This window comes from Desulfuromonas sp., assembly GCA_002869615.1.
Lineage (GTDB): Bacteria > Desulfobacterota > Desulfuromonadia > Desulfuromonadales > UBA2294 > BM707.
Genome location: PKUH01000079.1, coordinates 1 through 21949 on the forward strand (window position 1 = coordinate 1; position 21949 = coordinate 21949).

The window sequence follows — 21949 nt, forward strand, 5'->3', positions numbered from 1 at the left end:
CATGATCTTCAGGTCAGGGAAGTATCCCTGACTTGGGTCTGAAGACAGGAGACCGAAGAGAGTAAAACCGCGCGGTCGCGGCCGCGCACTCCGCCATACTCTTTTATTGAGCCATAAAAGAGTATGCAGAAAACGGCTCCCTCGCCGGGGGCTTTTTCGTGCGGGTTGAATTGTTTCTGTTCAACTGTGCTGCCGGGGAGTTTGCCTTGAGGCAAACGCAGTTCGTCGCTGTGGCGGTTGCGGTCGGGCTGCGGTTCGGTGATCGCGCTGCCGGAAGCGACCTCAAGAGCAACGGGGGTAAGTCAAAGGCTTTGGATTTGACTGTTCCCACTGCTCTGCCGGGGCCCCATGTAAGACCGCCGAGCGAGTAGATTTCAATCCGGCGCTCAGGTAACGCCAGTGACTGACGGATTGAAATCTGCGCAGTGAGGGAACCTGATCATCAGGCGGGTGAGCTGGGGTGTCTTTCTTTTGCTTACTTTTCTTGGACAAGCAAGAAAAGTAAGGAGCAAGCCGGGCGATACCGGCGACCTCGTATTCTGCTTTCAGGGTACGATTGAAAAAGTATGACAGAGTTTGAGTACGCGCCACTTAATTCCCGGTAAAGTGTGGTGAACCAACATTTAAGGTAAAATAAAATCTGATCGATCATCTACCGACCAAGGAGTACAAGATATGCCCAAAGTTCTGGTTTCAATTCTGACAATTCTGACACTGACCGGCTGCATGGCCGATAAAGACTGGCGCACCGCAAGCCGTGAACCGGCCGGGATTGCTCCCGACCCGGCAGAAACCAGCGAAGCAGTCCTGCATGTTTACGGCGCAGACACCTGGGGATGGCGCGGGTGGTTTGCTATCCACACCTGGATCGCTGCGAAAAAAAGTAATCAGGATTACTATACGGTTTACGAAGTGATCGGCTGGCGCCAGCATGGCGGAATGCCGGTTCTGCGGATTGCCAGGGATCATCCGGATCGTTACTGGTTCGGTGAAAGACCGGTTCTGCTCAAGGAGCATCAGGGCGCTGGCGTCGATGCCATGATCGATGCGGTTGCCGCCGCGGCAGGTACATACCCCTGGAAAAACGAATACCGGGCTTTTCCCGGCCCCAACAGCAACACCTTTACCGCCTGGATCGCCCGGGAAGTTCCTGAAATCGGACTTGAACTCCCCTTTTCAGCAATCGGTAGCGGCTATCTAAACTGACCGGAGCCAAAAGGACCGGCCCTGATTGCAGCCGACTTGGTAATGCACGATCATTTTCCGGACCGTTAGTCGATCAGTCCGGACTCCTTGTAATAGCGGACGGCACCACGGTGTAGCGGCGCTGACAAGCCCTGTAGCATGCTTTGCCTGGTCAGCACCGAATAGGCCGGGTGCATTTTCTTGAATTCAGCAAGATGCTCGAAAACCTCTTTCACGATTGCATAGACCACCTCTTCATCGACAGAAGCCGATGTACAGAAAGTCGCCTTGACGCCAAAACCGGGAACATTATCTCTGTTTTTTACCCCGGGATAAAAAGCAACTGGAATTTCCGATGGCACGTAGTAGGGATATTTATCGATCAAACGATCGACAACAGCCTGATCAATCGGCACAAACCGGGTTTTTCGCTTGCCTGAAGTCGCTTCACGGAAAGAGTCGTTCGGATGTCCAACGGTATAGAAATAGGCATCAATCTGTCCGGCCTGCAGCATCTTGGCCGCTTCGGTTGCCCGCAAGTCTTCTGCTTTCAGGTCTGTCCTGTAATCGATCCCGGCCATTTCGAGAACATCGAGAGCATTGCCCTGTTGACCTGAACCCGGGTTGCCGATCAGTACGGTTTTCCCCCGCAGGTCATCAAGCCGGTTGATGCCGGCATCAACTGCAGCCAACAGAGTCACCGACTCGGGGTGAATCGAGAATATCGAGCGGAGGTTTGGCTGTGGCTTTCCCGCCCATTCGGCGGTTCCATTATACGCCTGGTATTGCCGATCCGATTGAACAATCCCGAATTCAAGATCACCGACCATTATCGCGTTGACATTAAAAACCGAGCCGCCGGTCGACTCAACCGATACCCGCAGGTTGTATTGTTGACTCTTAGCATTCACCATCTTGCTGATGGCGATCCCGGTCGGATAATAAACCCCGGCAACCGCTCCGGTACCGATTGTCACGTATTGTGTTCGGGCCGAAACCGGAACAGTCGTGAGGATGAACACGGCAAAGAAGAGCACCATGATCAGCTTGAGAGGTTGTTTCATTACATGCTCAGATCATTAGCGTTCATTTTTTCAGGGGCGGAATGATAACCACCGTACGATGGGTTTTGTGTAATATCTTTTCGGCAACGCTGCCGAGAAATGCGTAATGAAGTTTCCCCTTGCTGTGGCTGCCAAGGACGATCATATCCGCACTGATGCGATCAGCAACCTCGAGTATCTTTGATACCGGCTCGCCATGGCAGGCCTCGACTTTCGGGGGCCGGCTCATCTCCTCTTCGATAAGCTCTGCCTCCAGGGCGGTGACCTGACGCAACTGGGCGTGGGTCTTTTCCACCATCTCGGCTTCATTTTTCTTGTTGAATTCGGCCAGCTTATCAGCCCCCATGCTCAGGGCGACCATGTTGAGCACAGCCGGATCGACGGTCGGCATGACATGCAGAACGTGAACCTGGGCCTGAAACTTGGCCCCGAGTTCAAGGGCATAGCGAATAACATCGGACGAATCCTCACTCAGATCCTTGGCAACCAGAATGTTCTTGATCGAAACGGTCATACGGACCTCCTTTGACCAACCATAAATGGAATCATACCGCTACCGACATGGCTTCTGTCTTTTTCCTCCGCTTTAGCTGAAGAATCCAGATCAAGGCATACAGCCCGATAACAGGGAGATAAAGCCACTCCATGTAGGGCCGTTTATTCGGCATTTGAATATTGATAATTTCCTGATCGAAGTCGATTCCCATCTTTTCAGCTTCACTGCCGAACAGGACGTTGTCGATCAGAACTTTTTCATCATCAATACGAACTTCGAAACCGATTTCGGCAAGACGCTCCGCAGCAGTCTCACCATTCTGAATAGTGAGCATCATGACCTTGGTGAATTCCTTGCCGGTCATCATGTTTTCACCCTTAAGCTCCATGCGCAGAGCCGTGCCGGGGTCCATCTCCTCGACGAATTCGGTGATTTGACTCGGCGGATGCTCACTCAGTGGCGGATAGATCCGGTCCCAGACCAGCCCCGGACGAAACAGCACCAGAGCGATCAGAAGCATGGCCACGGTCTCCCATATCCGGTTTTTGATAATGAAAAAACCTTGCGTCCCTGAAGCGAATGCGAGCATAGCCAGCACGGCGCCGAGGATGACGATGAGAACATGAAACCAATGATCAAGGCCAATCAACAGAAGCTGGTTATTGAAGATGAACATGAACGGCAGAATCGCGGTCCGCATATCATAGGTAAAACCCTGGATACCAGTCTTGATCGGATCACCACCGGAGATCCCGGCTGCAGCGAACGCGGCCAGACCGACCGGCGGGGTATCATCGGCAAGGATACCGAAGTAAAAAACAAATAGATGCACGGCGATCAGCGGCACGATGAGACCGTTCTGCGCTCCGAGGTTAACAATGACCGGTGCCATCAGCGTTGAAACGACAATGTAATTGGCCGTGGTCGGAAGCCCCATGCCGAGGATCAGGCTGATCAGGGCGGTGAAAAGCAGAATCAGCATCAGGTTGCCGCCGGAGATAAACTCGACGAACTCGGTCATGACCAGGCCGATTCCGGTCAGGGTCACAGTCCCGACGACGATCCCGGCGGCAGCCGTGGCGACGCCGATACCGATCATGTTGCGCGCCCCGGAAACCATGCCGTTCAGCAGATCATCAAAACCTTTCCTGAACGTGAAAAGTTCGTTGTCGCCCTGAATTTTGCGGAAAAATTTCTTCAGCGGCCATTGGGTCAGGACAATAACAATCATCAGTATCGTCGCCCAGTATGCGGAAAGCCCCGGAGAAAAGCGTTCGACCGTCAGGCACCACATAAGAACGACAACCGGCAACAGGAAATAGAGTCCCGACTGAACCGTCGGGCCGAAATCGGGAAGTTCCTTGATCTCGAAATCGCGCTCCAACTCCGGAACCCGGCAGGCGATCCAGACCAGAAGGAGATAGGCTAAAAACAGGAGGATTGCAGCGATATAGATCGTCGCTCCACCAGCCACTCCCTTGATCCAGCCGAGACCGTAGTAAGTCACGCCGCCGATGATGATCAGGGTCAGGATGGTTATGACGAAAGAAATCAGTTTTTGCCGAAAAGGTGTAATAACCGGCCGTTCAAGACCCTTCAACCCCATCTTGCAAGCTTCGAGATGAACGATATAAACCAGGGCGATATAGGAAATGATAGCGGGGAGGAAAGCGTGCTTGATGACATCAATATAACTGATTCCGACGTATTCGACCATCAGGAAAGCGGCCGCCCCCATGACCGGCGGCATCAGCTGGCCATTGGTCGAACAGGCCACCTCAACAGCACCGGCCTTCTCCGGCGAGAACCCGACTTTTTTCATAAGCGGAATCGTAAAGGTCCCGGTGGTGACGACGTTGGCGATCGACGAACCCGAAACCAGACCGGTCAGGCCGGACGATACAACCGCGGCCTTGGCCGGACCGCCACGCATGTGGCCAAGAGCTGCAAAAGCCGAGCGGATGAAATAGTTCCCCGCCCCGGCCGCCTCAAGCAGTGCCCCGAACAGTACTAACATGAAAACCATGCTGGTCGAAACGCCGAGCGCAACCCCGAAGACCCCTTCGGTGCCGAGCCAGTAGTGCGACATCCCTTTCGAAAGGCTGGCCCCCTTATGAGCGATGATGTCCGGCATATATTGCCCGCCGAAGGTATAGATGATAAAGATCGTGGCAACGATCATCAGCGGCGGACCGAGCGCCCGGCGGGTCGCTTCGAGCAGAAAGATCAAACCGGCAACGGCGACAACCAGATCGGTTGTGGTCGGCATGCCGGGCCGCCCGGAGAGTGCCTCGTAGAAAATATAGAGATAGGCGGCGCAGAAAGCTCCGAGCAACCCGAGGATCCAGTCCTGAACCGGGATGTAACTGGTCGGGGATCGCTTGAACGTTGGGAAAGCAGTAAACGACAAAAAGATAGCAAAGGCCAGATGAATGGCACGGGCCTCGGTCGAGTTGAGGACGAAAAAGTCCAAGATAAACGGTAGCGGCGAAGCAATCCAGAGTTGGAAGAGAGTCCAGACGAGGGGAACGAAAAAGAGGATTTTCTTCGGAACCGCCCCGGTCGGATTACGCGCTCCGGATTACGATTCGACGATCGCCTCAGGGTTCAGTTCAACCTTGGTGTCCTTATTATTGTCTATGCCCATAACAAAGGTCCCCTTGCACAAAAGATCATTTTAAATAACCGCGCCCCGAAACGCCATGTTGTCCATTTATGCCATCAACGTGGAGAAATCGGACAAAAAAAATGCACCACCGCTTGAGCGGCGGTGCATTTTCATCACGAAGGATACAATTACTTCAGCAGACCGACTTCCTTGTAGTACTTTTTCGCCCCGTCATGCAGAGGTGCCGAGAGACCGTCTTTGATCATCTCCTCTTTTTTCAGGACACCAAAAGCCGGATGCAGCTTCTTGAAATCATCGAAGTTGTCAAAGACCGCCTTGACAACATTGTAGATGACGTCGTTGGGGACCTTGGCGGACGATACGAAAGTAGCGCCGACACCGAAAGTCTGGGTGTCATTGGGGTTGCCGCGATACATGCCGCCAGGAATCGTCGCCTTGCGATAATAAGGCTTTTCCTTGATCAGTTTATCAATGGCCGAGCCGACAACGTTAACCAGGACCGAATCACAGGAAGTAGTGGCTTCCTTGATCGAACCGTTCGGATGACCAACAACATAGACCATGGCGTCGATCTTGTTGTCACACAGGGCTCCGGACTGCTCGGCTGCCTTGAGCTCCGAGGCCAGCTTCAAATCATCAATCTTCATCCCCTTGGCATCCATTACGACTTCCATAGTGCCACGCTGACCGGACCCCGGGTTGCCGATATTGACCCGCTTGCCCTTGATGTCACTGAATTCCTTGATCCCTGAATCGGCTCGCGCAACCATGGTGAACGGTTCGGGATGGACTGAGAATACAGCGCGCAAATCCTTGTTCGGGCCCTGCTCCTCAAATTTGCTGGTGCCGTTATAGGCGTGATATTGCCAATCGGACTGGGCAACGCCCATATCGAGTTCACCGTTAGCGATAGCATTGAGGTTGTAAATGGAACCACCTGTACTTTCGACCGAACACCGGATGCCATGCTCCTTCCGGGTTTTGTTGACCAGACGGCAGATCGCGCCGCCGGTCGGATAATAAACGCCGGTGACACCACCGGTACCGATCGTGACAAACTGGTTATCAGCAGCAACCGTTGTCATCGGTGTAAACGGTACCGCAAGAGCAACCGCAATCAACAATCCCAAAAACTTCTTCATGTCATGCCTCCTCATCTGGATAATAATTCTGTTTGGTTTGAACACCTGAAAATGAATTTTAATTATAACAGCCGAATCCGCAGTTGCAAGAAGTTGTTTGACTTAAATAAACTTCTGCAAAGTACAATCAAATCAAGAGGATAGTCCGGTCATCAACATCGTCTCAAAGGTCCGGGCTGAATGAATTAATCCGCCGGATAAAAGCGTTGAGAAGGCCAAAATTTCGCCGATTGAACTCGAATGCAAGACGGGGCAACGACATCAGATCGGGCTGATCCTGTTCCTTTTCGAACGGACCGGTCAGCTCGAAACGGCTCACCGGAGCGAGGATCTCACTGAATTCATTATGCAGAGTCTCGATTTGTTCCGAATCGAGGGGAGAATTCAGGCGGATAACAAAGGTATCACCGACGAAACGGCTGGAGTGATAAACCCTGTAGAAATCGTCGATTACCCGGACCGCTTCGGCAGCATCCCGGGTAATGGTAAAAAGGCCGAAATCCTCACCCGAAATCAGGCCACGCTTTAACAGGCTGTCCCTGATAAAGTCGAACCAGACCTCCCAGTAATCACCATCGTCATCATCGATCAGAACGAGCGGGATCGGTTGACTTTTCCCGGTCTGCATGAGGGTCAGCGCTTCCATCGCTTCATCGAGGGTCCCGAACCCGCCGGGGAAAAGGGCAACGGCGGCGGCCTCCTTGAGAAACGCCACCTTGCGGTTGAAAAAATATTGATACATCAGAACCTTGTCGTTCTCCGACATCACAGGGTTGGTATCCTGTTCAAAAGGCAGACGGATATTTATGGCAAAGGAGTTGTCGGCGCCGGCACCTTCGTTGCCGGCCTGCATGATACCGCCGCCGCCGCCGGTAATGACCATGTATCCCCGTTCGGCCAGCATTTGCGAAAAGCTGACGCACTTGTGATAGATCGGCTCATCCAGCCCGGTCCGGGCCGAACCGAAAATCGTGACCTTCCGCTTGTGCCGGTACGGTCCGAAAATTTTACTGGTATAACGCATCTCCTTCATCGTCGTCCTCATCTGTTTGAGGTCGGCCAGATAATCGATGTCATGCCCCGCCTTCAGGGCGCTGAGAATCATTTCGCGAATCATTCGCGGATGATTAACGCCAACCAGATCCATCAACTCAGTAATGCGATCTTCAATTTCCGGACTGTTTTTCTTGAAATTAAGTTCCATTAAAGACTCCTTGCCGGCAATTATCTAAATTAAAAAACATATCGAATTATAACACGGGCAGAAGTCTGCCCGGTTGAAACATTATCGACGCCCCAGGTATGACGACAGCAATTCGCCACGGATGAGCAACCCGCGCATGCTGGCGCCGGTATAGCGCTCGACAAAAAGCGCGTATTCGCCGCGGATTTCATTTTCAAGAGCATAGAACTTCTCTTTGTTAGACGGGGCGAAAAGCTCTTCAATCTGTTCACAGATAAAAGAGACGCAATTGTATGGCCGGGCTTCGGGCGGGAACAGGCAACCGAGGTCACCAATATACGGGCAGTCTGCGGAAAAGTCGGGATCGGGTATCGGGAAATTGAGGATTTTACAGATCAGGAGATTGGTCAGGTTGGGGTGAAACTTGCCATGACCGCAACAGGATCCGTTACAGTCACAACAGAGATCGGCTCCGCCAACATCGAGAAAAAGCTGATGCAGTTCTCTCTGGAGTGTCGCAAGCCGGGCGCCATGTGTCGAAACCCAGTCCTTCTCTTCCGGATGCAGGTGTCGCCATTCATAGTTGACCCGATCGACGATGTCGTGCCAGAGCTTTTGATCCTGTTTCGGAGCCATAATGTCTATAAAGTGGCTGAAGAAGGCCGTAAGCCGGGTTCTGTTCCCTGGCACGGTTACCCGGACCAGGACGATGATCATTCATCTAGGATTGCCGTTGCCGACAACCTCGAGCAGCCAACCCGGAAGCCTCGGACGGGCCGTCCTCAAACGCTTCCCTATTCGGCCTTGCTCCGGATGGGGTTTACCGAGCATCCGGTGTCGCCACCGGACCTGGTGAGCTCTTACCTCACCCTTTCACCCTTACTCCACCTTCGCACCGCAAGCGGTGCTCCGGCGAAGCGGTCTACTCTCTGTGGCACTTTCCCTGGGGTCGCCCCCGGTCCCCGTTAAGGACCATCCTGCCCTGTGGAGCCCGGACTTTCCTCCCGCCCGCCGAAGGGCGGACCGGCGATCATCTGGCCTTCTTCAACCACAGATCAAACTGGATATGCCGATCTATACCGAAGGATCGAGATAGAGCATCCGGTTACAGTGCGGACAATCTATAATTTCGGTCGCAGTGAACAGACTGTTGAACAGCTGTGGCGGCAGATGCATATGACAGCCGAGGCAGGTGCCTTCGCGAGCCTCCACGATCGCAACACCGGCCCGCCGATCAAGCAACATCTCATATCGCCTGCGCAGTGACGATGGCAGTTTTTCGAGAAATCCATCCCGCTTGTCATCACCGGCTCCGAGGAACTGGTCATACTCTGCAATCGCTTCGGCGATCTCCGACTGACGACCCTCGACGCTGCTCTGCAAGGTTGAAAGTTCACCCATCTTTTCATCACGATCGTCTGCCAGCGCCGAGATCTGCTCTTCGATCCTGTCGATTCTATCCTGGATATCCTTATTCATCTTTTTGGCTGAATCGACCTCTTTCAGAAGAGCGACATACTCTTTCTGGGTTTTGATGGTCGGCAGGCGTTCCTCGGCCCGCTTGATATTCGCCTCTTCGACCAGAAGGTCCTGCGCCAGATCCTTGCGCTGGGCCTCAAGCCCCTCAATGTCGCCATTGAGGCTGTCAACCATTTCCTGGATCTTGTCGAGATCAGCAGTTATGGTCGACTGCTCTGCGACAAGGGACCCCTTCCCTTTCCGTTTTTCGATAAGTTCCAGATCAAGTTCCTGCAAATCCCGTAACAGTTCCAACTTTTCTTGCACGTTTTTACCTCCTGAAGCATTTCTGCTGATTTAGTCTTTTTAAACGATGGCGAACGGATCCCGCGCTCCCTGAAGAGGCAGAATATCGATTTCGAATCCCTTTTCCCTGGTTAATTTACGCAACAATTCGGTCAGCTCTTCAACCATTATTATTTCGGTAGCAAAATGTCCGGCATCGACCAGGGCAACGCCGAGGGCTTCGGCGATTAAAGCGTCGTGGTACTTGACATCACCGGTCACCAGAACATCGGCACCCTGGCGCGCCGCTGCCGCCAGCAGTGATGCGCCGCTGCCACCGCAGACAGCAATCTTCTCAACCAGCCGTCCGGCATCGCCAACGACCCGGACGTGATCAGCGCCGAGCGCCTGCTTCACCCCATCGGCAAAGCGCCCGAGGGTCGCAGGTTTCTCGAGTCGACCAATGCGGCCGAGCCCGACATCCGGTCGACCGTTGACGAGCGGAATAATATCGTAGGCGACCTCCTCGTAGGGATGAGCCTTCGTCATTTTCGCAACAACCCGCCCCAGTTTATCTTTCGGCACAACCGTTTCGAGCCGGAGCTCCGGGACCTCTTCACTCTTCCCCCGATCGCCAATATACGGATCGGTTCCGTCACCCGGCCGGAACGTACCAACACCTTCGGTCCGGAAGGAACATTGATCGTAGTTTCCGATCTGGCCACCACCGGCACTGAAAATCGCCGAAGCAACCGCCTCCCGATGATCTACGGGAACATAAACAACCAGCTTGCAGAGAAGGCCCTCGGGCGATTCCAGGGGAACCGTCGTCTCGACGCCGAGCCGCCCGGCCAGCCAGTCGTTGAGCCCGCCATGGGCCCGGTCAAGGTTGGTGTGGGCCGCGAGAATGGCAAAATCTTCGCGGATGGCCCGGATCACCAGTTTGCCGGTCTGGTCATTCGGCGTGATCTGCTGCAAAGGTTTGAAGATCAGCGGGTGGTGACAGATCAGCATTTGAGCGCCGGCAGCAATCGCTTCATCGAGCGTTGCTTCGGTCGGGTCGAGCGCAATCGCAATCCGGGCGACCTCGGATGCCGGGTCACCGACCTGAAGGCCGACATTATCCCACTCTTCCGCCAGCGATGCCGGGCAGACCGCGTTGACCAGTCCGAGGATATCCTGTACGCGCGCTTTTTTGTTCGATGCCATAACGACCCCAAAAAAAAGAGTGCAACCCTGTTTAGTTGCACTCTCCCTGTCTGATTTTGCTCAACTGTTCGTATGTATGAATGAGTCGATATCTCATTTTCTTAAATTGGTGGGCCCACCAGGATTCGAACCTGGGACCGACCGGTTATGAGCCGGTGGCTCTGCCAACTGAGCTATAGGCCCTGGTAAAGGTTTCAATTGTCTGTTTCCATCGACAGAAACGTCCAAGACTACTCGACAAAACTCTTGAGCCGCTTGGCCCGACTCGGATGACGGAGTTTGCGCAGGGCCTTGGCCTCGATCTGCCGGATCCGCTCGCGGGTTACAGCAAAATCCTGCCCGACTTCTTCAAGGGTATGGTCCGATTTTTCGCCGATGCCGAACCGCATCCGCAAAACTTTTTCCTCACGCGGGGTCAGGCTCGAAAGGACCGAAGAGGTCTGATCCGAGAGGTTCCCCTTGATAACCGCTTCAAGTGGTGTCACCACACCCTTGTCTTCGATAAAATCACCGAGCGAGGAATCTTCCTCTTCACCGATCGGCGTTTCGAGGCTGATCGGCTCCTTGGCAATTTTGAGAACCCGGCGCACTTTTTCCAGCGGCAGCTCCATTCGCTCGGCGATCTCCTCCGGGGTCGGTTCCCGGCCGATCTCCTGAACCAGCTGACGGCTGGTGCGGATCAACTTGTTGATCGTTTCGATCATGTGAACCGGGATGCGGATCGTTCTTGCCTGATCAGCAATGGCCCGGGTAATCGCCTGCCGGATCCACCAGGTTGCATAGGTCGAAAACTTATAGCCTCGCTGGTACTCGAACTTGTCAACCGCCTTCATCAGGCCGATGTTCCCCTCCTGAATCAGATCGAGGAACTGCAGACCACGGTTGGTGTATTTTTTGGCGATGGAGACAACCAGGCGGAGGTTGGCCTCGACCAGTTCCGATTTGGCCTGCTTCGCCCGCCATTCACCCCGCTGAACCTCTTTCAGAGATGCAAGGAGAGCTTCCGGAGAGAACCCCGATTCTTCTTCGATTTTCTTAAATTTCCGTTGGGCCGACTTGAGCCGTTTTTCAACCGAGAGAAGTGTTTCAGCCGGCTTGCCGACTTCCTTGACAATTTTTTTGGCTTCGGCGTCACTCTTGCGCATGCGGCGTAAAAGGGAACGGATATCCCTGGCCGGCACCCCGAGCTCCGCTTCACAGGAGTTGATTTCCGTCAAACCCTTCTTGACCTGTCGGGCCAACTCCTTGAGCCGATCGACAATCTTGTCAACCTGGTAATCCTTGAGCCGAACCTGACGCATCAGCTCGAACATCTCTTCCTTTATCTTGTCCGAGCGGGCAATCAGCCGCTTCTTTTTGTCCTTGTCTTTCTCGACGCGGATCTTTTCCTGCTGTTTCTGCAGCTTCTCGTCGCGATCACGAATCCCCTCCATCAGATCGAGCAGGCGGGTCCGCTGTTTCTCTTCGGCTTCGCTCCCCTCTTCGTCTTCATAATCTTTGGTGATTTCGGAGACCTTGATCTGCATTTTCTCGAGCCGCTCGCCAATCGAGAGCAGCTCCTTGACCGCAATCGGAGTCTTCATTACCACCCGGCCGACCAGGGCATCGCCCTCCTCGATCCGCTTGGCAATTTCGACTTCCCCTTCCCGGGTCAGCAGGGAGACCTGTCCCATTTCACGCAGATACATCCGGACCGGATCACTGGTCCGCCCGAGGGTTCCGGCTGCGAATTCGGTCTCCTCTTCTTCCTCATTGTCGGAAGAGTCGGAATCATTGTTCGCCTGATCGGACCGCAGATCGGCCCCTTTTTGTTCGCTGTCGACAACTTCGATATCCATTTCACCGAACATGCTCATCACATCTTCGATCTGGTCGGACGAAACCATATCGGCGGGCAGGACATCATTGACCTCATCATAGGTGAGATATCCCTTCTATTTACCGATATCAATCAGCTGTTGAACTTCTTCAATGCTGGTTTTCTTGGCCATTCAGAACAACCCCCACGCCGATTTTTGGCGAAAATTTACGAAAGTAAACTTTTAACGTAAAAAAGGAAATTTTCAAAGCTTTTTTTTCAATTTCTGGAATTCTTCAAGCTCCTCGTTAGTTATCTGCTGATCCGGTTTTTTGAGGCGCTGCTGCAATTCGCGATATCGCTTTTTGTCGCGGCCCTTGAAAAGGGTTTTTCGACACCCCTCAAAAATCGAGTCCGGGGAATCGGCAAGAGCGTCCTTGTCTTTGAGCAGCACCCCCGCCAGCAACCTGATCTGGTCGTCATTCAGTCTGTTTTGCAGGGCGTCGAAATCGACTTCGATCCCCTCATCGCCCAATGTAGGTATTAATTCGGCAATAGCAAGGTATTCCGGATCGATAAAATAATTGTCGACCCCCTCTTCAAGCACCCGCTGACATATCTCGGCATGCTCAATCATCAGACCGAGCACCCACCTTTGTGCTTTCAGTTCGAGTTGGTCTTCGGCCGGAGCTTCATCCTTCCGGGGCCGGGTCTGGGCTGCCGTGCTCGCCGTGCTCGGCGAGGTATCGCGGGCTTGCCGGGCCGCCCCGGAAGATCGGCTGAACTGACTCCGCAGACGGGCCTCATCGAGACCGGTCCGTTCCGACAATCCCTTGATATAAAGATCACGTTCAATATCACTTTTGAGCAGGCGGAACTTTTCGAGAATCTGTTCAACAGCCCGCGCTTTCCCTTCAATACCGTCACCATGTTCGCGCAGAGTGGTCTCGATAAAAAAATCGAGAACCGGTCGGGCCGCATCGAGCCGCGCCTGCATCTCGTCCGGACCTCTTGCTGCCAGAAACGAGTCAGGGTCCTCGCCGTCCCCGAGATCGACAACCGCCACCGAGAGCCCCTGCGGCAGTAGCACCTCCATCGACCGGAAGGTGGCAGCCAATCCGGCCTTGTCCTGGTCAAACAGAAGCAGAACCTTTTCGGCATAACGTTTCAGCAACCGGCCGTGTTCGCCGGTCAGCGCCGTTCCACAGGTGGCGACCGCATTGGTGAAATCGTTGCGAAAGAGCGCCATCTGGTCGAAATATCCTTCGACAACAATGCCGTATCCGGCCCGCCGCATCGCTTCCCGCGCCTGATAGAGACCGAACAGGATGCGGCTTTTATTATAGATCGGCGATTCCGGAGAGTTGATGTACTTCGGCAACGAATCATCGAGAACCCGGCCGCCGAAGGCAACCACCTGACCGCGCACATCATGTATCGGGAAAAGCAGTCGCTTGCGGAAGAGATCGTAATCACCGCGGCCCTCCTTGCCCTCGCGAATCAATCCGGTCTTGTCCCGAACCAGCTTGGGATCAAACCCCTTCTCTTCAAGATGTTTGACCAGAGATTCCCAGCTCTCCGGTGCGTAGCCGAGTTGAAAGGCCTTGACCGTCTCGGCGTCGTAGCCACGCTGCCGCAGATAACGGCGGGCAACTCCACCTTCGTCGGAGTCAATCAGGATCTGGTGATAGAACTCGGCCGCAACCTCATTGATCCGGGCCAATCGGTCGAATTCCTCACGCCGCTTCTCTTCGGCCGGAGTCATCTCCTCATCCGGCACCTCGACCCCGACCTTCTCACCGATCCGACGAACGGCCTCCGGAAATGACAACCCTTCTATCTGCATCAGGAAGGAGAAAACATTGCCACCGACACCACAACCGAAACAGTGAAAGATCTGGCGGGTGCTGTTGACATTGAACGATGGTGTTTTCTCGGAATGGAACGGGCAGAGACCCTGATTGTTGGCGCCGGAACGTTTGAGCGAGACATAGCTTGAGATAACCTCGACAATATCGGCCCGGTCACGAATCTCCTGAATAATCTCTTCCGAAATACGCCTGCTCATTTCGCTCTCATCTCCACGATCGTAACATTTTCTCCACCCTGATTCGGGCCGGCGCCATGGAATGCCGTCACTCCGCGATGAGCAGCAAGGTGCTCCCGAACCGCTTTGCGCAGGATCCCCTCACCGGAACCGTGGACCACTTCGACTTCACTGACTCCCTCAAGCAAGGCATCATCGAGAAAACGTTCGAGTTCCGGCACGGCAGCGTCAACCCGCTTGCCGACCAGCAGCAGTCGCGGGTCAAAGCGATCCCGTTCAACCTTGCCTCGCACTGTAGCAGTATTCTTCTTTGCGGCAAACCGTCGCGGCGAGTATTGTTCCACCTTGTCGAGGGTCAGACGCATTTTTTTGCCTTGAACATTCAGCTCGACCTTGTTGCCAGCAACCTCAACCACTTCGCCATCGACCCCGAGCGTTGCGACCTTCAGGATTTCACCCGGTTCAGTATTTTTAACCTGCTTTTTTGTTTCCGCTACCGGCTTCCGGGCCTGCTTAAGTTTTTCACCGACCCCCTTAACAGCCGAGACAACCTCGGCCTGTTCGGGTAGACGCTCGACCTGGTCGGCCCGCGACAGCAGCTCGCGAACTTCGCGCTCGGCTTCGCGAACCAATTGTTCACCTCGGCGCAAGGCCTTGTTGAGCAGCTCCGACTTCTGTTCTTCAACCTCGCGCAGAAGGGTCTTTCGCTTATTACGTTCGCGGCGCGCTGATTCGAGCTCGGCCGACGCCTCGCTCCGTTCGGCTTCAAGAACCCGGACCAGTTCGTTGAGGCGACTGATCAGCTCCCGACCTTCCTGTTCGCCGGTGCCAAGGTAGGACTCGGCGCGGGCGAGCACATCCTCCGGCAGACCATAATGCCGGGCGATGGTAAAGGCGCCGCTTTCACCCGGAATGCCGTAATGGAGGCGGTAGGTCGGACGCAGGGTATCGGGGTCAAACTCAACTGCCGCATTTTCCACATCGTCGTGCAGTTGAGCGTACCCCTTGAGCAGGTTGAGGTGGGTTGTCAGGACAACCTTGCTCCCCCGCTCACGCAGAGAGTCGACCGCCGCAATAATCAGGGCGGCGCCTTCGCCCGGATCGGTTCCGGTTCCCGCCTCGTCGAACAGGACCAGCGAGTCGTCATCCGCTTCTTTCAGAATCCGGCTGAGCCGGGTCAGGTGACCGGAGAAGGTCGAAAGGTGCTCTTCAATACTCTGCTCGTCGCCGATATCAGCAAAAAGTCGCGAAAAAAGGTGCAGGCGGCTGTCGGGATGACAGGGGACGGGCAACCCGGCCCGGAGCATCAGCAACAGCAGGCCGACCGTTTTCAGTGCGACCGTCTTGCCGCCGGTGTTGGGGCCACTCATGATCAGCACCGATCGATCGGCGCCGACCTTAAGATCGATCGGGACAACCGGGCCCGCTTCCGGTCGGCCATCAGAAGCAAACAACAGCAGTGGATGTACCGCGGCGCGTAAATCGACAATCGGCTCAGCAACCAGATGGGGCACCTGGCCGCCGCAGGCCCGGGCAAACTTTCCGGAGGCGACCCGCAGGTCGAGGTGGGTCAGGATCTCCTGGTTGATCAGGATCTGCTGCCGCTCCTCGGCAACCAGCCAGCTCAGCTCCTGCAGGATCCGCAGCTCTTCCTGCTTCTCTTCACTGAGCAGTGACTGCAGGCGATTATTCTTCTCAAGCGTCTGCTCCGGCTCGACAAAGAGGGTCTGTCCGGTGGCCGAGGTGTCATGGACAAACCCCCTGACCTGACCCTTGAAATCGGCTTTGACCGGGAGGACATAGCGGCCGCTCCGCTCCGTAACAATCCGGTCCTGCAGGGCGCCGCTGAAGCGCTCACTGTTGAGCATTTCTTCCATCTCCTGCCGTACCGACAGCCGGAGCGAATTGATTTCCCGGCGGGTGCGCGCCAGCTCGACCGAAGCGGAATCGAGGATGTCGCCCCTCTCATCGATGCAGGAGCGGATCGAAGCGGCGATACTGATCAGCGGATCAAGCTCATCGAGCAACGCTGAAAGTTCAGGAACGTTGTTAGGCTGCCGGAAGTATTGGCGGCACGACGCGGCGACCTCGAGTGACGAAAGAACCGCCTGCAGGGCTTCGACATCGAGCCAGGCGCCCTCGACCCGGAGTGCCGCGAGGACCTCCTTCAGATCGAACAGGCCGCCAAGCGATGGAGCCGATGATGTCTCGAGCAGGGTGACAACTTCGCTGACCTCGGTCAGAGATTGGCGGATCGCGGTATCATTATCGAGGGGAGCCAGAGCGAGCGCCCGATCACGTCCGGTGCCGGTCTGGGTGTAACCTGAAAGAAGCCGGACAATTTTATCGAATTCAAGAAGTCGCTCGGTTTCAGCCAGCATACCCTGCCTGCCATCCTCTCTGGTTGGTGAATCAGGAGCCCGGAAAAAGTTTCGAACTACCCCTGAATACTTTTTCGCCGAGCTGAACAAACGGCGGATTAAGAGCCGAATCTTTTAATGCCAGCTTCCCCCAGTCAGGAAGCGGACTGACCGAAAGCCCGAACATGACCACCGACAAAATCAGTGCTCCCTGGACCAGGCCGAAAATACCGCCGGCCACCCGGTTCAGGCCGCCGACATAGAGTAACTTGACATATCGCGAAAGCAGCATGCCGATCAGACCGAAAACAAGCAGTATGGTCAGGAAGATTGCCAGAAAAGCCAGAACCACACAGATCGATGCCGGCAGCTTGAACGCCGAAACCATCGTTTCGGCCAGCGGCCCATGAAAGCGGAACGCCAGCAGGGCCCCGACAACCAGGCCGACGAGCGAACAGAGTTCTTTCATCAGCCCGCGCAACAGCCCCTTGAGCAGAAACACTCCGATAACGATCAGGATCAGGACATCAACAAAATTCATCGGCGACGTTCTTGCGGTTATTGTAATTTAGCGCGGACGAGATCACTGACCAGCCGGCCATCGGCCTGACCCCTGGTCTTTTCGGTCAGAACCTTCATGACCCGCCCCATATCTTTCATGGAATCGGCTTCAAGGTCAGCCACAACCGCGTCGACCAGCGCCCTGACCTCCTCTTCCGAGAGTTGGGCCGGCAGTAACTCCTGGGCGATCAGCATTTCTCGTTCTTCGCCTTCGGCCATATCGGCACGATCATTCTTGCGATAGACATCGGCCGCTTCGCGACGCTGCTTGACAAAGCTGGAGAGAACCTCGATCACCGCGGCGTCATCAAGCTCTTCCCGTTTTTCGATTTCCTTGTTCCTGATCGCGCTGATCAGCATGCGCAGGGTCCCGAGACGTTCACTCTGCTTCGCCTTCATCGCTTCTTTCATCGCCGCGGTCATCTGTTCCTTCAGACTCATCTTCGACTCCTGTCAAATTTATTTATCGCGGTTCGCTTTCTCTTCCAGACCCGAAAGCCCGAACCGGCGCTGCAGCTCGTCGAGAACCTTCGCCGGCGGCAGATCGTAGTAGCCGAGCAGAACCAGGCTGTGGAACCAGAGGTCGGCCGTCTCGTAAATCACCTGGTCGAGCTCACCCGACTTGCCGGCCACCGCCGTCTCGGTCGCCTCTTCGCCGATCTTGCCGAGGATCTTGTCGAGCCCCTTGGCGTAGAGGGAGGAAACGTAGGACGATTCGGGGTCGGCGCTCTTGCGTTGCTGGATCACCTCGTAAAGAGCTGCCAAGATGTCTTTGTTGGTTTCGGACATAGCATCAAACCTTTTGAAATCTTTATTTAACGCAAAGACGCCAAGAAGATATACAATAAAGAAAATCTTTTTTGGTTAACCCCTAAAAGAATTGTCTTTCTTTGCGACTTAGCGTCTTTGCGTTAAAAAGCCTTTTGTCTACAACCGCACAGGCACATTATGCTCCCGCAGGTATTCCTTGCACTCGTCGATCGTATATTCCCGAAAGTGGAAGATGCTGGCGGCCAGGGCGGCACTCGCGCCCCCCTCGACCAGCCCTTCACGGATATGTTCGAGGTTGCCGACCCCACCGGAGGCGATGACCGGGATCGAAACCCGGTCACTGATCGCCCGGGTCAGCTCAATATCGTAGCCATCCCTGGTGCCGTCACAATCCATCGAGGTCAACAGGATTTCGCCGGCCCCGTACGCCTCCATGCGTTCGGCCCATTCGAGGGCATCGATTCCGGTCGGGTTGCGGCCGCCATGGGTGTAGACTTCCCAGGCCAGCGGATCATTTCCCGGCACCCGGCGGGCATCGATGGCAACGACCGTGCACTGGGAACCGAACCGCTCGGCCGCCTCCTTGACAAATTCAGGATTATGGACCGCTGCCGTGTTGATCGAAACCTTGTCGGCTCCGGCGTTCAGGAGATTACGAATATCTTCACAACTGCGCACGCCGCCGCCGACCGTCAGCGGCATGAAGCAACGTTCCGCCGTTCGGGCAACAACGTCGAGGATGATCCCGCGGTTGTCACTCGAGGCGGTGATGTCGAGAAATGTCAGCTCGTCGGCGCCCTGCCGGTCATAGGCCTCGGCCGCTTCAACCGGGTCACCGGCGTCGCGCAGTTCGAGGAACTGCACGCCCTTGACGACGCGACCGTCCTTGACATCGAGACATGGGATAATTCTTTTGGTTAACATCGTTTAAAACCTTTTGGCCACCAAGAACACGAAGAAATTCAAAATCTATTTCAACGGAGAGACGCTGAGGTGGAGAGAAAAGCAACTTCAAAATCTGTTATTATTTTGGGACAAACTAAAGCCTTTTTCTCTTTAGAGACTTATTGCTCTTCTCTGCGGCTCTCCGTCTCTCCGTTAAAGATGCTTTTACGCTCTGGCCTTTCTTTGTGCCCTTGGTGTCTTCGTGGCTATTATTGCTTAATGTCAGTTCGACCTCTATTCCTGATCCAATGACGCCATGAACTTCCGCATATCCTGCTCCTGTCGCATGACGTGCAGGATCAGAACCTCGTCATCGGCAACACGATAGAAAACACGGCAGGGCGGAACAACGACCTCACAGTAGTTGAGCCCCTCCAGCTCCGGCGGAGTTCTCCCCGACTCCGGATGCTGCCCGAGGCGTGAAACCGTATCGAATACTGTCTGGATCAGCTTTTTTGCCGACGGCAGATTACTTAAAGCGATGTACTCGGCAATCGCATCGAGATCATCCAGTGCCGGTTCGGTCCATACTACTTGAGCCATTTGCGCATCTTGTCCCGGGCCTCATCTTCACCCAGGGTGCGCCCCTCAAGGGCAGCCCGCTCTCCCCGCGCCACCGCCTCGAGAATCTGCATGCGGCTCTGCATGAATTCGTAATCGCCGACATCGACCAGGTAAGCCGAGGGGCGGCCATGCTCGGTGATCAGGACCGGCTCCTTCGATTCGTGCAGATCGGCGAGAATTTTTGTCGCCTGGCGTTTCAGGCTGGTGACAAGTTCGACCTTCATAACGACCTCCGTCCATAAATCAAAAGTGATACAATTGTACCACTCTCGCCGGCGGCAATCCAACGAAATAGCACTTTTTTATATGAACGTTTAAAGAAGCCCCATGACATCGAGGCGCGGGATGATTCTTTTCGTCAACATTGCTTAAAACCTTTTGGGGCACCAAAAGTAGGCGCCTTGAGGCGAGACACGAAGAAAACCAAAACCTTTTTCAACGCCAAGACGCCAAGAAAATCTAAAACAAAGAAAAGCTTTTTTGGTTAACCCCTAAAAGACTTGCCTTTCTTTGCGCCTTCGCGCCTTTGCGTGAGGCAAGGTTTTCTGTTTGGTCTTTCTTGGTGCCCTTTGTGCCTTGGTGGCAAATTATTTCTTTTTCGTGAGCTCTACCGCCTCACGCAAATCCAGCGCGCCGGTATAAATCGCCTTGCCGGTGATGACACCGGAGACCCCCGACTCTTCGATACTCATCAGCTGCATGATATCACGCAGATGCGACACACCACCCGAGGCGATGACCGGGATCGAGATCGCTTCGGCGAGCGCCTTCGTCGCCTCGATGTTCGGCCCCTGCATCATGCCGTCGCGGGCGATATCGGTATAAATGATCGCTTCGACACCGAACCCCTCCATCTCCTTGGCCAGCTCAGTCGCCAGCTTCTCGGTGACGTCAGCCCAGCCGCGCACTGCGACCAGACCGTCTTTGGCATCAATGCCGACGACAATTTTGCCGGGGAACTTGCGGCAGGCCTCTTCGACCAGGCCCGGATTCTCTTTGGCAATCGTCCCGAGAATTACCCGGCCGACACCGAGTTGAAGATAGGCCTCGATCGTCTCGAGATCACGGATGCCGCCGCCGAGTTCGGTCGGGATATCAATCGCCTTGACGATCGCCTCGATCGCCTCCTTGTTCTTCGGCACACCGGCAAAGGCCCCGTCGAGATCAACGATATGCAGCAACTCGCCGCCCTGTTCCTCCCAGGTTTTGGCCTGGGCGGCCGGATCGTCACTGTAGACCGTATCTTTTTCCATCAGGCCCTGTTCGAGTCGAACACAGCGGCCTTCTTTCAAATCTATCGCGGGAATAATGATCATGCTGAAAAATCCTCAAAAATAGTTTTTGCCACCAAGGCACCAAGAAAATCTAAATCAGTTTTCAACGCAAAGACGCGAAGGCGCAAAGAAAACCTGAAACAATCTATTGTTTAGTAAAGAAAGCGTAAGATTTTGATATTAGCCCTAAACCCGTAAATCCTGATTCCTCTTTTTTGCTCCTCTTGGCGTCTTTGCGCCTTTGCGTTAAATGATCTTCGAGCTTTTTGCCTTCCCTGGTGCCTTCGTGTCTTCGTGGCTATCTTTAAATTTCTCCAAAGTTCTTAAATATCTGCAGCCCGATCGCCTGGCTCTTCTCCGGATGAAACTGGGTCGCCATGAGGTTGCCTTTCCGGGCGGCCGCACAGAACTCGATATTGCCGTAGCGGCAGGTCGCGGCGACAACCGTCGAATCCTCGGCATCACAGTAGTAGGAGTGCACGAAATAGACGTAGCTCTGCTGATCGACATGGTTGAACAGCGGTGTCTCCGGATTGAACTCAATTGTATTCCACCCCATGTGCGGAACCTTGAGCCGTTCGCCGCCTTCTTCCATATCGAGCGGAAACCGGCGGACCTTGCCGGGCAGAAGCCCCAGCCCCTGATATCGACCGAACTCCTCACTCTCATCAAACAGCATCTGCATGCCGACACAGATACCGAGCAGCGGTTTTTCCTGCTCAACATGCGCCAGCAGCGGCTCGACAAAACCACCACTACGCAGGTTGCCGATACAGTCGCGGAAGGCACCGACCCCGGGCAGCACGATCTTGTCCGCTCCCGGAATATCGGCCGGGTCGGAACTGACGCGGGCCGAAAACCCGAGCTTTTCGAAGGCCTTGGCGACGCTTCGCAAATTACCCATTTCGTAGTCGATAATGACGATGTTGTTTTTCATAAAAAACCCGAAAAGCAGTCGCAGAACCGGGACACCAGGCT

General features: G+C 54.7%; 19 protein-coding genes, 1 tRNA gene, 1 other RNA gene and 2 pseudogenes. 2 read left to right on the plus strand and 21 right to left on the minus strand.

Features of this window, described 5'->3' with window-relative positions; all coding sequences use genetic code 11:
* Positions 1–158: 158 nt before the first annotated feature.
* Positions 159–371, plus strand: a complete 213-nt coding sequence (locus tag C0623_07535) for a hypothetical protein (protein PLY00215.1) — start codon at positions 159–161, stop codon at positions 369–371.
* A gap of 304 nt (positions 372–675) precedes the next feature.
* Entirely contained in the window at positions 676–1206 is a 531-nt protein-coding gene (locus C0623_07540) for a DUF3750 domain-containing protein (protein PLY00216.1), read from the plus strand.
* Positions 1207–1271: 65 nt separating this feature from the next.
* Here C0623_07540 and C0623_07545 read toward each other — a convergent pair whose 3' ends face one another.
* The 21 genes and pseudogenes from C0623_07545 to C0623_07645 form a co-directional block, all read right to left on the minus strand.
* Complete coding sequence (locus C0623_07545) at positions 1272–2249, minus strand: C4-dicarboxylate ABC transporter substrate-binding protein (protein PLY00217.1); 978 nt, start codon at positions 2247–2249, stop codon at positions 1272–1274.
* A gap of 22 nt (positions 2250–2271) precedes the next feature.
* Positions 2272–2763, minus strand: coding sequence for a hypothetical protein (locus C0623_07550; GenBank protein PLY00218.1), 492 nt, complete (start codon positions 2761–2763; stop codon positions 2272–2274).
* A 31-nt stretch (positions 2764–2794) separates the two neighbouring features.
* Positions 2795–5392: pseudogene (locus C0623_07555) on the minus strand (C4-dicarboxylate ABC transporter).
* A 149-nt stretch (positions 5393–5541) separates the two neighbouring features.
* Entirely contained in the window at positions 5542–6516 is a 975-nt protein-coding gene (locus tag C0623_07560; GenBank protein ID PLY00219.1) for a C4-dicarboxylate ABC transporter substrate-binding protein, read from the minus strand.
* A gap of 163 nt (positions 6517–6679) precedes the next feature.
* Complete coding sequence (locus tag C0623_07565) at positions 6680–7720, minus strand: TIGR00730 family Rossman fold protein (protein PLY00220.1); 1041 nt, start codon at positions 7718–7720, stop codon at positions 6680–6682.
* 81 nt (positions 7721–7801) lie between these two features.
* On the minus strand, positions 7802–8335 hold the full coding sequence (locus tag C0623_07570) for a hypothetical protein (GenBank protein PLY00221.1): 534 nt from the start codon (positions 8333–8335) through the stop codon (positions 7802–7804).
* 14 nt (positions 8336–8349) lie between these two features.
* Positions 8350–8745: RNase P RNA component class A (rnpB, locus tag C0623_07575), an RNA gene on the minus strand.
* A gap of 28 nt (positions 8746–8773) precedes the next feature.
* A complete protein-coding gene (locus C0623_07580) occupies positions 8774–9484 on the minus strand; it encodes a hypothetical protein (protein ID PLY00222.1) in 711 nt (236 codons plus the stop codon).
* A gap of 39 nt (positions 9485–9523) precedes the next feature.
* The gene (locus C0623_07585; GenBank protein PLY00223.1) at positions 9524–10651 is read right to left on the minus strand and encodes a Nif3-like dinuclear metal center hexameric protein; all 1128 of its coding nucleotides are present in this window, start codon (positions 10649–10651) and stop codon (positions 9524–9526) included.
* Between the two features lie 107 nt (positions 10652–10758).
* Positions 10759–10834: transfer RNA gene (locus C0623_07590), tRNA-Met, on the minus strand.
* Between the two features lie 47 nt (positions 10835–10881).
* Positions 10882–12642: pseudogene (locus C0623_07595) on the minus strand (RNA polymerase sigma factor RpoD).
* Positions 12643–12714: 72 nt separating this feature from the next.
* A complete protein-coding gene (locus C0623_07600; GenBank protein ID PLY00224.1) occupies positions 12715–14517 on the minus strand; it encodes a DNA primase in 1803 nt (600 codons plus the stop codon).
* Positions 14514–16877 carry an endonuclease MutS2 gene (locus C0623_07605; GenBank protein PLY00225.1) on the minus strand — a complete coding sequence of 788 codons (2364 nt, stop codon included), beginning with the start codon at positions 16875–16877 and terminating at the stop codon, positions 14514–14516. Before C0623_07605 ends, C0623_07600 begins: the two co-directional genes overlap by 4 nt.
* 31 nt (positions 16878–16908) lie before the next feature.
* The gene (locus C0623_07610) at positions 16909–17397 is read right to left on the minus strand and encodes a colicin V production protein (GenBank protein ID PLY00226.1); all 489 of its coding nucleotides are present in this window, start codon (positions 17395–17397) and stop codon (positions 16909–16911) included.
* A gap of 17 nt (positions 17398–17414) precedes the next feature.
* Positions 17415–17858, minus strand: a complete 444-nt coding sequence (locus tag C0623_07615; GenBank protein ID PLY00227.1) for a glutamyl-tRNA amidotransferase — start codon at positions 17856–17858, stop codon at positions 17415–17417.
* 18 nt (positions 17859–17876) lie between these two features.
* Positions 17877–18206 (minus strand): phosphoribosyl-ATP diphosphatase, encoded by a 330-nt coding sequence (locus C0623_07620; GenBank protein PLY00228.1) that lies wholly within the window; start codon positions 18204–18206, stop codon positions 17877–17879.
* A 138-nt stretch (positions 18207–18344) separates the two neighbouring features.
* Entirely contained in the window at positions 18345–19112 is a 768-nt protein-coding gene (locus C0623_07625) for an imidazole glycerol phosphate synthase subunit HisF (protein ID PLY00229.1), read from the minus strand.
* Positions 19113–19367: 255 nt separating this feature from the next.
* On the minus strand, positions 19368–19676 hold the full coding sequence (locus tag C0623_07630) for a plasmid stabilization protein (protein PLY00230.1): 309 nt from the start codon (positions 19674–19676) through the stop codon (positions 19368–19370).
* The gene (locus C0623_07635; GenBank protein ID PLY00231.1) at positions 19664–19921 is read right to left on the minus strand and encodes a prevent-host-death family protein; all 258 of its coding nucleotides are present in this window, start codon (positions 19919–19921) and stop codon (positions 19664–19666) included. Before C0623_07635 ends, C0623_07630 begins: the two co-directional genes overlap by 13 nt.
* A gap of 363 nt (positions 19922–20284) precedes the next feature.
* Positions 20285–21013, minus strand: a complete 729-nt coding sequence (locus C0623_07640) for a 1-(5-phosphoribosyl)-5-((5-phosphoribosylamino)methylideneamino)imidazole-4-carboxamide isomerase (GenBank protein ID PLY00232.1) — start codon at positions 21011–21013, stop codon at positions 20285–20287.
* 262 nt (positions 21014–21275) lie between these two features.
* A complete protein-coding gene (locus tag C0623_07645) occupies positions 21276–21908 on the minus strand; it encodes an imidazole glycerol phosphate synthase subunit HisH (GenBank protein PLY00248.1) in 633 nt (210 codons plus the stop codon).
* Positions 21909–21949: the final 41 nt, after the last annotated feature.